The 16,093-nt window shown below is 39.8% G+C and carries 11 protein-coding genes; 3 read left to right on the forward strand and 8 right to left on the reverse strand.

Going from position 1 to position 16,093, the window contains the following annotated elements:
• Positions 1-247: 247 nt before the first annotated feature.
• Together V7149_RS06365 and hprK are read right to left on the reverse strand one after the other, a co-directional pair.
• Positions 248-1,156, reverse strand: coding sequence for a nuclease-related domain-containing protein (locus V7149_RS06365; RefSeq protein ID WP_335344812.1), 909 nt, complete (start codon positions 1,154-1,156; stop codon positions 248-250).
• A 185-nt stretch (positions 1,157-1,341) separates the two neighbouring features.
• Positions 1,342-2,277: an HPr(Ser) kinase/phosphatase gene (gene hprK, locus V7149_RS06370; protein WP_335344813.1), complete on the reverse strand. Its 936-nt coding sequence runs from the start codon at positions 2,275-2,277 to the stop codon at positions 1,342-1,344.
• A gap of 425 nt (positions 2,278-2,702) precedes the next feature.
• Here hprK and V7149_RS06375 point away from each other — a divergent pair, with 425 nt between their 5' ends.
• Entirely contained in the window at positions 2,703-2,879 is a 177-nt protein-coding gene (locus V7149_RS06375; RefSeq protein ID WP_335344814.1) for a hypothetical protein, read from the forward strand.
• Positions 2,880-2,954: 75 nt separating this feature from the next.
• Here the strand turns inward: V7149_RS06375 and V7149_RS06380 are convergent, their stop codons facing one another.
• From V7149_RS06380 to V7149_RS06395, 4 genes are all read right to left on the reverse strand, one after another.
• Positions 2,955-6,137, reverse strand: coding sequence for a DEAD/DEAH box helicase (locus V7149_RS06380; protein WP_335344815.1), 3,183 nt, complete (start codon positions 6,135-6,137; stop codon positions 2,955-2,957).
• Between the two features lie 178 nt (positions 6,138-6,315).
• Complete coding sequence (locus tag V7149_RS06385; RefSeq protein ID WP_335344816.1) at positions 6,316-7,161, reverse strand: VOC family protein; 846 nt, start codon at positions 7,159-7,161, stop codon at positions 6,316-6,318.
• Positions 7,162-7,463: 302 nt separating this feature from the next.
• Positions 7,464-9,596 carry a N,N-dimethylformamidase beta subunit family domain-containing protein gene (locus V7149_RS06390; protein WP_438824089.1) on the reverse strand — a complete coding sequence of 711 codons (2,133 nt, stop codon included), beginning with the start codon at positions 9,594-9,596 and terminating at the stop codon, positions 7,464-7,466.
• Between the two features lie 87 nt (positions 9,597-9,683).
• A complete protein-coding gene (locus V7149_RS06395; protein WP_315666659.1) occupies positions 9,684-10,037 on the reverse strand; it encodes a hypothetical protein in 354 nt (117 codons plus the stop codon).
• A 431-nt stretch (positions 10,038-10,468) separates the two neighbouring features.
• Here V7149_RS06395 and V7149_RS06400 point away from each other — a divergent pair, with 431 nt between their 5' ends.
• Complete coding sequence (locus V7149_RS06400) at positions 10,469-13,357, forward strand: transporter substrate-binding protein (RefSeq protein ID WP_335344818.1); 2,889 nt, start codon at positions 10,469-10,471, stop codon at positions 13,355-13,357.
• A 231-nt stretch (positions 13,358-13,588) separates the two neighbouring features.
• Entirely contained in the window at positions 13,589-14,659 is a 1,071-nt protein-coding gene (locus tag V7149_RS06405) for a sulfite oxidase (protein WP_335344819.1), read from the forward strand.
• A gap of 88 nt (positions 14,660-14,747) precedes the next feature.
• Here V7149_RS06405 and V7149_RS06410 read toward each other — a convergent pair whose 3' ends face one another.
• Positions 14,748-15,347 (reverse strand): SET domain-containing protein, encoded by a 600-nt coding sequence (locus V7149_RS06410; RefSeq protein ID WP_335344820.1) that lies wholly within the window; start codon positions 15,345-15,347, stop codon positions 14,748-14,750.
• A 183-nt stretch (positions 15,348-15,530) separates the two neighbouring features.
• Positions 15,531-15,869, reverse strand: coding sequence for a zinc ribbon domain-containing protein YjdM (locus V7149_RS06415; RefSeq protein ID WP_066296368.1), 339 nt, complete (start codon positions 15,867-15,869; stop codon positions 15,531-15,533).
• Positions 15,870-16,093: the final 224 nt, after the last annotated feature.

Raw genomic sequence — 16,093 nt, forward strand, 5'->3', positions numbered from 1 at the left:
CCCTTACATTGAACGCTCCAATGTTAGTGTTTTTCTACTAAATCAACAAAACACTAACATTGGACGCTCCTATGTTAGTGTTTTTCACTAAATCCAACAAAAACCTTACATTGCACTCTCTCTATGTTAGCACTTTTTGTTAAGCTTCTCTAAAACTCCCAGATTAAACCTTCCTATGTTAGCGTTATTAGCTAAGACCATCCAAAACACTTACATTACAGTTATTGCATAATAGGAACAACAAAAACTATTTCTCCACATAATAAGAATACCTGCCTCGTCCCATTTGTTTAAAGTTTTGTGAAAGCAGCCTTCTCATAGTGGTCCTTGAGTCTATTTTTAACCAGTCCATACTCTCACTTATGGTGATTTTCCTATCTGGAAAAAGAAACCTAAATTCCTCTATACCGCGTAAAGCTGCCTCGGCAAGTTTTTCATGGCATCCACAAACTTTACAGATTAAACGAGTACTCCTAATCTCAATATTAAACGAATGACAGCTAACACAGGTTATTCCTTTTTTCAGTTCTTCATAACTATAGCTTGGCAATCTCATATAAGGGGACTTCTTAACATGCATAGATGCTAATCGTTTTGCAAAATTAACATGGCTTTCTTTGTAGTTTATAGAGTTTTTGCTTAATTTTTTTATTAATCGGTTGAGTTGTGTTGGAAAAATAATAGGGAGGTTTAATGGCGCTTGGTATAAATAAAATTCGGGGTTAATGAAAATGAGGTATTTTTCAATGGGGGTGGTGACTCCAAATTCCTCAAGCAATCTCCGAAGAAGGGATTCATTTCGTTCTAACTGGTGTAAAGGGTTCCTTATTCCGACACCTGATAAGGTATTCCACTTATCATCCTTGATAAAGTAATCACCCTCATAATTTTTCGCTTCAAAGATAATAATTTTTTCTGAAGATATAAACAGCGTGTCAATTTGAAAAACAGCATGATTATATTCAAGCATTAGGTCATTTAAAATTAGCCAGTGGGTTGAAAGAGGCTCTGTTAATACATCAAACAGTAACTCTCCTTGAAACCCCTTCTCTAGGCTGCAATAATAACTCTGCTCCGTTTCAGTTAGATTTGATCGTACATTTAATTGCCGTAAAACCTTTAATTCTACCGGTTCCACACGGGCTTTAATAAGCATATTCCACATCCTATTCTTTGTTTGATTTGAGTAACCTTAAGAGATATTACTTAGCTTGAAGATAAGATTAGAATTTTTATAGAGGATACCTTAATTCTAAATCTAATCAAAATATTATCAATACTTTCCACAAAGTAACCCCCTACCCTATCAAACAGGCAGAGGGTCTGCTATTCATTAAATACTTATTTCCAGCTCGACTCCGGCCCCTCTCCTTCAAGGCGCTTCATGAATTCTTCCGCTGCGCTGTAGCCTTGCTGCTTTAAGTACCAATTATTGGCGGCGGCTTCGATTAATCCAGCCACATCTCGGCCTGGCTGGAGCTGAATTTGTATATGAGGGATCTGAACACCCATGTATTCCGTAAACTTGGACTCAAGCTCAAGCTCGTTATTAAGATCATCCTTTTCCCACTTCGTTAATTCGATATCAAGAGCGATCCGGGTTTCCTCTTGGAAAGCCTTCCTTCCATACAGACGCACTACATTTAATAGTCCAATGCTGCGCAGAGCAAGGAATTCCTTATTCATTCCATTATGGGAGCCGAGAAGCGTTTGCGGGCTAAGTTTTTTCAGCACAACGATGTCATCGGCGATCAGTCGGTGTCCGCGTCCGATTAGCGTATGGGCGGTCTCACTTTTTCCAACGCCTGATTTACCTCTCAGCAAAATGCCGATCCCTGAAACGTTCACACATACACCGTGTACAGCAATTTCGGGTGCTAGGGTTTTGACCATAAAGGCATCAAGCTTTGCAATAAATTCGTAAGTGGATTCCTCTGTTTGCAGCAAAGGGATCTTCTCTTCGTTACAAAATTGGGTCAAGTACTTCGGATTTTCCTGATGTGCGGTCACGATAATACATGGAGGATTATATTTAACAATATTGCCAGCACGGAGCTTCCTCTCATCATCATCTAACGTCTTTAAATAATTTACTTCATGCTTCCCAAGAATCTGAACATTTTCCATCGGTAAAAATTCAAAGAAATCGATAAATTCTAAGCCCGGTCGAACGGTTTTCGGTTTCGTAATGATCCGGTCCAATTGATTCTCTCCAGCTAAAACCTCTAATTTAAACTGCCGAACTAATTGTTCTATCGTAATGGAGTTTCCGCTCATCACACTCTCCCTCCCGTTTCTTTAAATCTAATATTCTTTTAAAAATAATGTTTGTTGATTTTTGAAACTAAGCGATCAAAAAATGAAGCATATGGTTCGGTAAAATTCTCTCCCTTTTTCCGACCATATGAGCAAATTAGTAAAAATTTAATAGCGCTTTCAAAAAAGGGTACTAAGCCCTATGTATGATCAAATTTCAATTGTAGGTCAATACCTATCCTGCATTTCCCCTATAATACTAATTACAAATGAACGTTACAACACTATTATGCAATCTGTTATAAAATTGTTAAATATTTGGGCATTTACTTATTTACGTTTGAATAAGAAAGAAGTTTCAACCTTGATAAATACATTTCTAATACATTCCAACAGGCGGAATTATATTCCACCTAAACGAATATATACTCAATCAAAAAGAGGAAATGTTCGCATCCCTAGAGAGTATTGCCAATATTACAAAACAAACGGTTGAAGATACGATAGAAGTAGATCGTGCATCGAAAGAGGAAATAGAAAAAATAAATAATTTAGAGGAAACAACTCTTTTATTAAAGGGATTTGCGGAAAAGCTTGAAGAATCTATTTCTACATTTAAATAATTTCTTAAAGGAGGAGAGAGAGACAAAACGTATGTATCTGTCTCTCAATTTTTTTATAGCGTTTCTATGTCGCCCTTAAACCCCCAATATCTCCCTAATATCTTCATCCGTAAGAGCAGACATCACACCCTCCTTGGATTCTATGACCTCTTCTATTAAATGGCGCTTTTTCTCCTGCAGTTCATTCACTTTTTCCTCGATGGTCCCGCGGGATATAAGCTTAATGACCTGCACCGTTTTCGTTTGCCCGATGCGATGAGCGCGGTCTGCAGCCTGCTCCTCGACAGCCGGATTCCACCAAAGATCATATAGAATAACCGTGTCAGCACCAGTCAGGTTGAGCCCTGTGCCGCCCGCTTTCAAGGAAATGAGGAAAAAGTGGCGCTCCCCTGCATTGAATTGATTGCATAAATCCACACGTTCTTCGGATGGAGTTTGACCATCCAAATAGAAGAAAGGCAGACCTTGTTTCACCAGTTCTCTGCCAATAAGCGAAAGCATTTTTGTAAATTGGGAGAAAATCAGCACCCTTCTTCCTGAAAGCCTTGCCTCTTCAATTAGCTGCATGAGCTGCAAAAATTTTGCTGAGCTTCCTTTATAGCCGTCTACGAACAAGGCTGGATGGCAGCAAATTTGTCTTAATCTTGTTAATCCTGCAAGAATCCGAATGCGATTTTTCCTGAGTGTGTTCTTGTCCAAATGTTTAAGCGTGTCATGACGAAGCTTCGCCAAATAGGCTGCATACAATTTCTTCTGATCCGGGAACAGCTCTACTGATATCACCGCTTCATTTTTCTCAGGAAGCTCTGACAGAACATCCTCCTTCAGCCTGCGAAGCAAGAATGGACGAATTCTTCTGGATATCGTCTTTTTTGACAAGTGACTGTATTCCTGTAATCCCATAAATAATTCTGGAAAGACAACGTGAAAAATCGACCAAAGCTCCTCAATCGAATTTTCAATAGGCGTCCCGGTGAGGGCAAAACGGTGGTTCGCCTGTATTCTTTTCACCGCTCTCGCTGTTTGCGTGATCGGATTTTTAAAGGCCTGTGCCTCATCGAAAAACACAGTATGGAAGGCCTGTTTCTCGTACCATTTGATATCTCGGCGCAGCAGGGGGTAAGAGGTAATAACGACATCCATTTCTATGCAAGCCCTTTGCAATTGGACCCTCTCTGCTTTACTGCCATCCATCACCAAAGCTTCTATTTCCGGAGCAAACTTCATCAATTCGCTAAGCCAGTTATAGGTTAATGAGGATGGACATACGATCAGAACAGGCTCCCTCTTCTCACGGATATCCGAGAGCTCTGATAAAATAAACGCAATGCTCTGCAGTGTTTTCCCAAGTCCCATATCATCTGCAAGAATCCCTCCGAACCCATAGCCGGCAAGGGTTTTCATCCACTTAAAGCCTTGTTTTTGGTAATCCCGCAAAATAGGCTCTAACTTCTCTGGAACCTTGTCCTCCAAACTTGCAGGATTGCGAAGCTTTTCTAAAAACTGCTTAAACGATTCCTCCAATGTAAAGGCTTGGCTCCCCTCTGCCGAATCTAGCAGCCGAAGCCCCTGAACAATCGGGACATTCAACCCGCTTTCTAAATCTTCATCTTGGGCAGGAACAGCACGCAGGAAACGTTGTATTTCTTCAAACTCCCGTGTTTCCAATGAAAGCAACGATCCGTTTCGCAAACGATAATACCTTCTTTTTTCCTCCAAAGCTTGTAAAATATCCCGGATTTGCTGTTCAGGTATGCCGTCCATTTCAAATTTAAACTCCAGCCAATTGGTGCGTTCCTTCTTGACCCTCACCCTAATTTGCGGACGGGCGTTTTCTCTGAAAATCCGATTTCTTACCGCTGTTGTGGCATAAATCTGCATAAGCTTCTCCAGCTTTGGAACGGTGTAGCATAAAAACTCGAACTCTAGCTCTTCATTTTGCAAAAAATAACCGCCATCTGTTTTACCGAAGGAGCTATCCTCCATCAGCTGAAGGATCGCGTCTTCCTTTTCCTCGTCCCTTATGAGCATGATGCTCAAAGGCGGTTCCCGTCCCTCTAGCGGGTTGATGACGATATTTTCATAATGAAACTCAAGCCCAGCGAGCAGACGATTTTTTACCCGATCCAAATAAAGCTTCGCGATTAATGGAGCCCTCACAAGCCGATTAGCAATGGCATCTGATATACGAACATTTCCGACTTTTTTCAAGCCCGGAATCACTTTTTCCAAAAAAAAATCAACCTGATTGCTCGAAATCGGAATTTCATTCGTTCCGGTCGTTTCGAGCATTTGTTTCAATTCCATTAGACGCCTGCAGTCTTCTTCTTTCAGCTGAATGATTCGCCCATCATATAAGACTGCCCTGTATAAATCCATCACCATCAAACGGTCCATTCCGCTTATACGCAACTGATATCCTTTTCTTTCACTTTCTTCAAAGTCAAACTGTAACGGAAGCCCCTCTTCTGACAACCGTAGACCTTCAAACGTATTTCCGGCATACATTAGCTTAACGAGTGGAGCCTTAATAAGGAGAGGAAGAAGTCGTCCCCAAGAAGAAGACGGAATCATCACCATGTGGTCGCTTTTTGCACCGTCCGATTGATTTGACAGAGAGGCCTTTTCATCTTGCCTTACTTGAAGGAGCTCCTGAATCACATCATCTGTTTCCTTTTGAAAGCAATGAATCCCCGAATCATACGTGAATAGTGTAGAAAGCTCGCAGGATTGGCCTGCCCCCATTCTATCCAGAAATCCCCGAATATCCAGGACATGAACAGGGCCTACTTTTATTTCGACCCCCATCATCCATGAACCCTTGCCCGTATCCACCGGTTTACAGATGAGTTCAGCAGGAAGAACTTGTCTATTTTCAAAATGAAGCTGCTCGCCGCTTGACCGAACGGGCTGATCGTTGAAAAGCCGAAGCAGCCCCTCCGTCAGCAAATCATTCTGCATCGGCTCTGCCCCTTGACGCTGCCGATCGTACATAGCTAGCAAAACAGCCGCAATATGCTGGCAATCATTTTTAACAGAAGCAAGCTTTGGACAGCTACATGCGGTCTTTAGGCCGCCACTTTCATTCATTTCAATCGTCACATTGAAGTCTTCCGTACCTGTAACTGTAGCTTCACAGCAATTATGACTGTATTTATTTATCTTTATCTTTCCCGCACGATAAAAAGAGTCTCCTCTTTTGAAGGAGACAGCACCGCACATGTCTTTGATCATTTTTTGAGTTAAATGCAGTTCCACATGTACCGCTCCTTTCTGAGGATACGTTCATACATATTTTAATCATACTCTGCAAAGAGGATAAAAGGCAAAAATGGAGGGAAACTCTCCAACCACGAAGAAACAATATTCTTTTCAAAAAAATGAAAAGCAAGCCTAAGATGGTTGTGCTCCCCATCTCTAGGCCTGCTTTATCTGCTTAGACAACCAACCGTATCCCATTCCCAGCTGGGTCACTTGTCACATAATAATCCTCTTCCTCTTTAACCGATGCACCGATTCCCTTCAACTGTGCAACCACGTTGTCTCTAGCTGCCTCATTCGGAAAAACAAGTGTGTACCATTTCAAACCTACACTATTTTCCGGAGGGGTTGGTGCTCCGACTCCCTGCCAAGTATTGATGGCAATATGATGATGGTAGCCTCCGGTTGATAGAAAGACAGCTTGCGGGTAGTAGCTAACAGTCTGAAAACCAAGGCCCTTCGTATAAAATTCCTCTGCCTGATGGAGATCCGCTACATGCAGGTGAATATGCCCCATCAGAGTATCAGCAGGCAAACCAGTCCACTCCGCATTACTTTCAGCCAAGATTCCTTCCCCATCCAGCTGTTCCGTTGCCATATCCACTAACCCATTCTTCCAATTCCATTCATCAGACGGGCGGTCACGATATACTTCGATTCCATTTCCATCTGGATCATTGAGATACAAAGCTTCACTCACATAATGATCGGCCGCTCCAAATCGGTAGCCAGTCTGAAGCAAATGCCGTAAAAAGACAGATAAATCAGCTCGGGTTGGCAGCAGAATGGCAAAATGATATAAACCTGACGTACGGCCAGTTTTCGGGACGACATCTGCAGGCTGTTCAAGTGTGACTAATGGAGTTTTCCCATCAGTTGTTAGGACAGCTTTATGACTAGTTTCTTCTAATATATTGAAGCCCATTAAATTTTGATAAAAATTGATTGAGGCTTGTAAGTCTTTTACTTTTAAATTCACTTCTCCAACATAAATATTTGGTTTCTTATGGAAGCTGTTCATCCTCATTACCCCTTTATAAACGTTTTTTTTATTATATGCCTAATACATATAAACTAACGTATTGATAATTATATTTAATTGGAGATATTTTAATTTAAAACATTAGTAAAGTAAAGGGGATTCTATACAACAAAAAGGTAAGCTCCTCTAATTTTTGACCGGAGCTTACCATACCCATTAAACTATTAATCTAACAATAACTCTTTCTTATTAAAACAATTATTTTACAGTTTCAGCCTTCTTGCTCAAATCCGGAAATGGAATCGGTTCATCTGATAAGAAACGATTCAAAACATTCTCTGTTAGACGAGAAATATTNNGCTTCCGCAATAAGCAATAGAGCTTGTTGAGAATACCGCACCACCATTTGGGGTCGGGTAGTAAACCATATCAGCCCTAACTCTTGGATTCTCTTCCCCGCCTAGGCCTGGAATATTAAAGTACAATTCTTCTGCTACCGGCACATAGACATTTGTGTGGCCTACAGATGAAGCCACAATGACGGCATGTGAAGGAGTTCCAAGCTCCTCATCATAAATATCTAATTCTAATCCAGCTGCTCCTCCACCTACTAGACCAAAGTCACCGATTTTTTCGTCTTTTCCAATTCCCTCAAAAATCCATTCTACTCCTGGTTCAAAGCTATCTTCTGATCTGAGATAATAAGAGGATACTTCAAAGCCCTCCGCCATATATCCTACGCCGCAAACCTTTTGAGGCGCCCTGCCGCGGTGCTTCCAAATACTGCCCTGTTCGCCTGTAATACTTAAATGAATTTCGCCCGGTTTAGATTTCCAGCCTTGGTTTCCATAATTCTTTCGAACTTCCATGAGGTTTGGATTTTTCGGATCAAAGGTAACAACCCAATAGAATCCATTTGAGCCCATATACATGAAGCGGCCCCCATTAGCTTGGTAATCCTCTACAGCATCCAGCATTTGGCCCGAGTAGTACTCTGGGTGAGAGCCTGTAATGGCCACTTGATAATGGCTTAACAGCTCATATCCTTCAAAATGCAAGTCTTGATCCGTAATGACATCAAAGTCAAAGCCTTTTTCAGTCAGCCAGTCGATTAAGTGTAAATCCGCATTAAATTGCCATAGGGAAGGAGATAGATTATGACGGTATTTTGGTCTCATATTCAAAATTGGCCGCAAGCTTGATGAGAAGCAAACCCCAGAGCCATCATTATGATGATCATATGTGGATAGACCAAATTCCGCATGCTCCCCTAAATACATATCCTCCTGCTGTACGACTGGAGCCCTTCCAAACATAAGCTGGGCAAGCGGGATATCCTGGAAGCGGTTGTTGGCGTATGCTAAATAGCTGGCAGTAGGAATAATTAGAGCTGCTTTCGCAGTAGGCTTTCCCTTCTTCGGTCTAACAAAGAATACAATGTAATCCTCATCATCTCCTGCATACACATGGGCAGCATATACACCGCTTTTTAACGAGTCAGGTACTGTCCATTCAAAGTCAACATCCCATTTCGCATCAGTCATATCATCATCATGGAATTGAATAGCTCCATATTGTTCTGGAGCATGGGTAAAGTTTTGCTCCTCAGATGTCCAGTTATATCCAGTCATCGCGCGAGTAGGGTGATTAACTGCTTCACCATGGATTTGATTTGGCCCCTTATCATATATCTTTTCAAGCTCCTTGATGCCCTTCTTCGTAATCCCCTCTGCAAAGTCCCATGCAGCTACAACGCGATTTCCAGAAGGATTTTCAATCCATGCAGACATTTCTTCTTTCGTTAAAGCTGCATTCGCTATACGCGGACGGTCAATTTTTCCATTGAATCGCCAAATAACCTTTTGTTTACCGTCTGCCTTTTGGAAAATACTAGCGATAATGAATTCAGCATCATTGGAAGTATGGGGCTTCACTACAGTCTCTACTTCATTACTAGCATTCATATCATCAATGCCGAATGGAAGTGAAAATCTCCCATTTGTTTTCGTAATAACAGCTTCTTGGAAAACAGTTATTTTTCCCGTTTCTGCATCAAAGGATCCCCCAACAAAAAACCATGTGCCTTGTATAAGTGGCTTGTTTGTGCTAACCTTCTCAACTTTCCCGTTTTGATCGCCAATCCATAAAGCCAGACAGCCTTTTTCGTCAATAAAAAGGCCATAGCCTGAATTTTGATCAGGGGACCATTTTGTTAGAATTCCTTGCACGCCTAAATCAGGTGTTGTTGGAAAAATCATTGCTTGCAACGAAAAACTGCTAACGCTTTCAAAATGAGACTGAGAATCGAATTTGATATAGGACCCCATATGTATGGCCTGCTTTCTGCCATCATACTCCTTATTCACATCTGCATCTACACTATAAATCTTTAGTCCTGGCCCTTCAGGGTTGGAATCTCCATGGACAAGATGGACAATTTCTGTTTTATATTTTTTTTGGTCACTGTTTACCATAAATTTAATATTTTGACCAGGCTGAACACTTAATCGATCTGTATAACCGTTAATTGCCAATAGAATCCTCTCCCTTTTTGGTAGTTATTAATCTACTAATCCATGTTTTTTGAGTCTTTTAAGGAATAATGCATGCTCCGCCTTCTCACGTGTGTCAAAGCATTGATCTTCAAAAACTTTATAAGGAACTCCGCGCTTCCCTGGATGCTCCCCTAAACACCATTCTTGATGTGGCTTTGTACAAACAATAAGATCTTTTCCTTCGATAATTTCGTGATTTCTTCTTAGGAAATTGAGAACCATGCTCAGATTATAGCTATGTCTGCCAACAGGCTGCTTTCTATGCTCTTCAATTAACTCCTCTGTAATAAGGGGCTTAATGTTATTCTCAAGGATGTATTTATCTGTACTTAAATAAGCTTTCTTTGCTTGTGCATTCAAAATAAACCCTCCTTAATTTTCAACATGTAATGTTTCTGACCTACCAAAGTAGCTGAATAAATTTTAGAATAGTCAGTCAATTAACTTTGAATTTTGGGTGACATTTGTAATAAACCCAAACAATCAGTCACTTCCTTTCTTTGTTTTGCACCCTTCACTATTTGTAATGCAAAATCCATACCAAGTTTCATAGATAAAAGACTTAAAGGTTTTTTTAATGAAATGAAGAATATAATACATTGATGTTGTTAACCTTTTGATAGTCAACTTTTCTTCCTTTTATAAAAATTACATTTTTCATTTAAAAAATTTTCTCACAAACAAAATGTTAAGCATTTGTACACTCAAATCTGTAAAGAGGATGTTCAACTGTCAAATTAGTGTACTGAACAAAAAATGAACAATTTTATAAAAGAAAGGAGCCAATATCAATGGAAAAACAGGAGTTGAAAGTGGGAATTCTCTTTTCATTAACAGGGACAACCAGTATTACCGAACGGGGACAGTATCAAGCATGCTTATTAGCGATTAAACATATTAATGAAAGCGGCGGTATTAATGGAAAAACACTTATCCCGATCGTTGAGGATGCAGCTTCCGATCCTGATATAACTCGCCAGAAGGCTGAAAAGCTTATCGTTACCGATCAAGTAACGGCCATTGTTGGCTGCTACACCGCTGCATGCAGGAAAAGTGTTATTCCCGTTTTGGAAATGCATAATAATTTATTATTCTATCCGACCATAAATGAAGGCGGAGAAATGCATCCCAACATCTTTTATTCCAATTCAACTCCTAATCAACAGCTGCTGGAATTCATCCCTTGGCTCATCCGCCATGTCGGAAAGACCTTTTACCTTCTAGGCTCAGACTATATTTATCCTAGGGAGATAAACCGATTCGTACGCCAGCTAGTTGAATATCACGGAGGATCTGTGTTTGGAGAACAATACGTTGCACTAGGAAACCAAGTTTTTGATAAGCATTTCAGTGAAATCCGACAGATGAATCCAGATATTATCTTTTCGACCTTGGTTGGCGACAGTACTATTAGCTATTACCAGCAGCATGAAAAACTCGGGTTTCAGCAGGCCATTGCTAGTAATGTGACAGCAGAAACCGAAATTAAAGCGATTGATCCTAAAGGAAAAACTGAACTTTATTCCAGTTTTTCATATTTCAGCACTATTGATCGTGCCGAAAATAGAAAATTCATAATGGAATTCCAGCGAATTTATGGGACTGATATTATTAGTTCTGTTATGGAAAGTGCCTATAATAGCATGATCCTGCTTTCAGAAGCACTCAAAAGAGTAGATACCTTCTCAGCTGATGCCATTCGACGTGCCTTGTCTGGTCTATCCATTGAAGCCCCACAAGGGAAAATTATGGTTGATCCGATCAATCAGCATGTATGGCTAAATTCTCGGATTGGAAAGGTTACTGAATCCGGTCAATTTCATATTTTATGGGAGTCAGATAATCCAATTAAACCGATTCCCTTAATGGAAGATGCCCTGCCATCACACCGTAAGGACATTATCCCTGTCAAAAAGAATGAACAATTCCAGACTAAAAATAATCAATGCGAGCCCCTTCTTTCTGAACTCAAAAAGAATCTTTCAAAGCTGCCCTTCCCGTTTGCCTATTTTAATGAGGAAGGTGTGCTGATAGAAATCATTAATGGTGGCTTTCCCGCAGCAACCTCCCCACTATTAAATTTGCGACCGGGAGATACGGTAAATAGCACTCTATTGAAAAACAGTGGAATTGCTGCTGCTTTCAGAGTGAAAACTTCCGCATATGAAGTTACAAATGAAAGGGATATGAAATCAAACAATACATATGTTGTTGCAGGGTTCACTATTATTGGATCATTTGATGAACTTAAAGGTGTATTGGGCGTTTATATGCCAAAGACTTCATCTGAATCAACTGAACAGCTGCTGGAAAGCATTAGGTGTATCATCCATCTAAGTTCTAAGCTAGTTGAAAGTCAAGAGAAACAGTATATTCTAAATAACGCCCTTGGTGAAATTACAGACCAGCAGCCGGGAGGCTTGTTTATCATAAAGGAAGGGCAAATTCATTTTCAAAACAATAAGGCAGCAGAACTATGGAGAAATAAACAAAGCCTAGTACAAACTGTTTTACAGGAGATTTCTTTGAATAGGGCGGATAGAGAAAAGGGCGAGGAGAGTATTTTAAGGCGTAAGGATAGCGAAGAAAGCTACGAGATTAAAGTACAAAAGAAAAATTCGTTGATTTTTATTCATTTTAAATCCCTTCCTCGCCATCCGTATCGGTTTTCCTTTAATGAAAGAAAGAACTTAACCACCTATGATCTAGTCGGCTCTAGTGATTTATTTTTAAAAACAATTGAATTGGCACGCTCTGCTTCGAAAATACAAGCTAATACTCTTTTACTAGGGGAAAGCGGGACTGGCAAAGAGATGTTTGCCCGTGCTATCCATAATGAAAGTGCACGGAGGAATAAGCCATTTGTAGCGATAAATTGCGGTGCAATTTCAAAAGAACTGATTAATTCTGAACTGTTTGGGTATGTAGAAGGGGCTTTTACAGGTGCCAAAAAGGGCGGCAGCCCAGGCAAATTTGAGGTTGCTAATGGCGGGACTCTTTTTCTTGATGAAATTGGTGAAATGCCTCTTGAGCTGCAAACAGCCTTATTAAGGGTTTTGCAAGAAAAAGAAGTCGTTCGCGTTGGCGGTCACAAGCCTATTCCATTAGACGTTCGAATAATTGCCGCAACGAATAAGGATCTTTTTCAGGAAATTGCCTTCAATGGCTCATTTCGTAGTGACCTGTATTACCGGCTAAATGTTTTTACTATCGAATTAATACCTCTTCGCAAAAGGCCTGAAGATATCGCCCATTTCAGTTATCATTATTTAGAAGATTTCAATGCCCTAACTGGTAATAAGAAGGAATTTTCAAATGAAGCCATGATGCTAATGAAAAAATACAATTGGCCCGGAAATGTACGAGAGCTTTGCAACGTTATTGAAAGGGCCTATTACTTAGCAGGGAACTCATCCATTATTGAACAAGAGCATCTTCCTCAAGAAATAGCTGAAAATGTCCAAGCATTTAAGCAGGAAGACACTTATACCCTCCATAATATAAAGAGCATTACGGATATAAAGGAAAAAAACTATGAACACGAACGCCAATTTTACATTCAAACATTAATGAAACACAAGGGAAATATCACAAGAACAGCCAAACACCTTAGCATCTCCCGTACAACCCTGTACCAGAGACTTAAAGAATTCCAAATTGAAATTAGAAAAGTTAAATAGATGTATAGAGAAGCATACATCCCTGATGTTGGAGGGTGTATGCTTCATATTTTTTATAAACCCGCGGATCCTTCTAATAAATCAAAGTTTATTTCAAAGATAGATGTTATATCCATTACAGCCTGTTTGAAAAATAAGCATAAATTGAGTTTTCTATTCACGTTAACTATGCCTACTTAGGATGAATTCAACATAATCATTATTAATCACCATTCTTACCAGGAGGGAATTATGCAAAATCAGCCATATCCTGTTGTAAAGCCCTTTTTAAAAACACATAGCTTAGTTCCTGAAAATCAGGAATCACCGATTCATTTCATTAAAAATGACATCGTGCCAGCCAAATTTTTTTATAGACGGAACCACTTTTCTTATCCGACATTATCTTATTCAAGCTATTGGCTCCCTATTAATGGACTCGTATCAACTCCCTCACTGCTTTCTATGCAAAACATTCTGCAGCTTCCAGCAAAAACAGTAAAGATTGCACTCGAATGTGCAGGAGACAAGCGAAGCCTTTTCGAACCTAAAGTATTTGGGGAACAATGGGAAAAGGGAGGAATAAGCCAAGGTTATTGGAAGGGGGTTCCTTTGCGTGTCTTGCTTAAACAGACTGGCATTAGAGAAGGGGCTAAGGAAGTAGTCATAGAAGGCTACGATTATGGAAAAAGAACCGATTCCGATCAGATTCATACGTATACACGAAGCCTGCCTCTCGAAAAAGCACTGCACCCTGATACTTTAATTGCCTATGAATATAATCATCAGCCCATTCCGTTTAAGCATGGTTACCCATTGCGATTAATTGTGCCTCAATGGTACGGCATGGCTTCTGTCAAATGGATAAAGCAAATATCGATTATTGATTCTCATTTTTCCGGTCCTTTCCAATCGATAGACTATGTGTATTATCCTCATAAGGAAAATGACAAGGATGCTTTTCCGGTCACAACGCTTCATGTCAATTCAACGATTCAGCAGCCTTTGGATATGAAAATTTTAAATACAGGTAAGCATTTAATAAAAGGAATAGCTTGGACGGGTGAAGGCACTGTTTCAAAAGTTGAGATTAGTTTGGATGATGGGCAAACGTGGACAAATGTGAAAATGGAAAATCGGGATCCTGTTGGTTATGGCTGGGTGGCGTGGTCATACCAGTGGAAGGCAGCTGAGAAAGGTGAATACGTGATTATTTCAAAAGCAACCGATTCTTACCACCGAGTTCAGCCATCGATACCTTTCTGGAATAGAAAAGGCTATGGGTACAATGCGGTTGATAAAGTTAAGGTTAAGGTAGAATAACAGCTTTTTTTTGCTATTAAAAATATACATGCTGAAAGAGCAAGGAATTTACCTCCTGCTCTTTTTAGCTTTCATCATTAATAATCCATTACCTATGTTTATTTCGGTCATAATAGATGCATTGGATTGAATCCAATAGAATTTGCTCTGACGATGCAATTTTTACTTTTTCCATAAATTGTGGTTGAATGAGATGAATGAGTGGCTGATTAACCTCATGCAGGTTTCGTAAAGCTTCAATTACTTTTTGATCCCATTCCTCTGAGAAATAAAGAAGATCATCAGGGTAAACTTCCTTTCTTTCTGTTCCATCCTCTGGTATACACTCAAAGGGTTCATCTATATTTAAAGTTCCATAATCATCCGTTAATTGCTCCCCAGGATGAATGTCCCGGACTGCCACTTCAAATTCATAAGCTGTTCCTAAACAATTAGCATGAAAACTATGGTTCACATATCTGCCTAAATCCCAACAAAGAATATATTTTCCTTCTTGATTACGATAGGAGTATTTCTTTAGGAGCTCCCTTCTGTATTGATCTAGATTTTCAACATCGTTTGGCTCCAGTATTTGATCCAGCTCATCCAAAGCCCACGTAATTGTACCCTTTGGAATGAATTCAGTTGCAAATACCCCAAAACCTATCTGATCATTAATAAAGCGTAATTCCGTATGTGGGTGAATCATGTCGAGTATTCCCCTTTGCATAGTTGGTTTTATCCATAATCTATGCACATAAATCCAGCTTGTTGCAAAAGAAAAAGCTGTTTCTGCCTCATTTTAGGCAGAACAGCTTTTATCTTTCTTCAACGATTCAGAGCCCTTAGGTAAGGACATCTTACATACAAGCATGTTAATATCTTGTCTTTCTTATACCTTTTTAACAAATTCAGATTTTAATTTCATGGCTCCAAAGCCTTCAATTTTGCAATCAATATCATGGTCGCCATCCACAAGACGGATTCCTTTAACCTTCGTTCCAACCTTGATAACAGATGAACTCCCTTTCACCTTAAGGTCTTTAATGACCGTAACCGTATCCCCATCGTTTAGGATATTTCCATTTGCATCTTTATAAACCTTTACGTCATCATTTTGTGCCTCCGATTCCAGATTCCATTCATGGGCACATTCCGGACAAATAAACAGATTTCCATCTTCATATGTATATTCTGAATTACATTTTGGACAATTAGGCAATTTCGACACTGGCAATTTCCCCCTTCATTATTAGTCTAAATACTCTCTTGGTTTCATCGCCTACAAGTATATTGGATAATCAATAAAGTTTCCACTAAACTTCATAAATGCTTGTCTTAGTATGTTATTATCACCGGCCTTAAATACCATGAACTTTCATGGCTATTGTTTTCCAACTTAACCTGCATAAACGAGATTCATGAACCCTTCATGACTTCCGTTTTCCATCTTAA

This window comes from Bacillus sp. JJ1503 (assembly GCF_036965125.1).
GTDB lineage: Bacteria > Bacillota > Bacilli > Bacillales > Cytobacillaceae > Cytobacillus.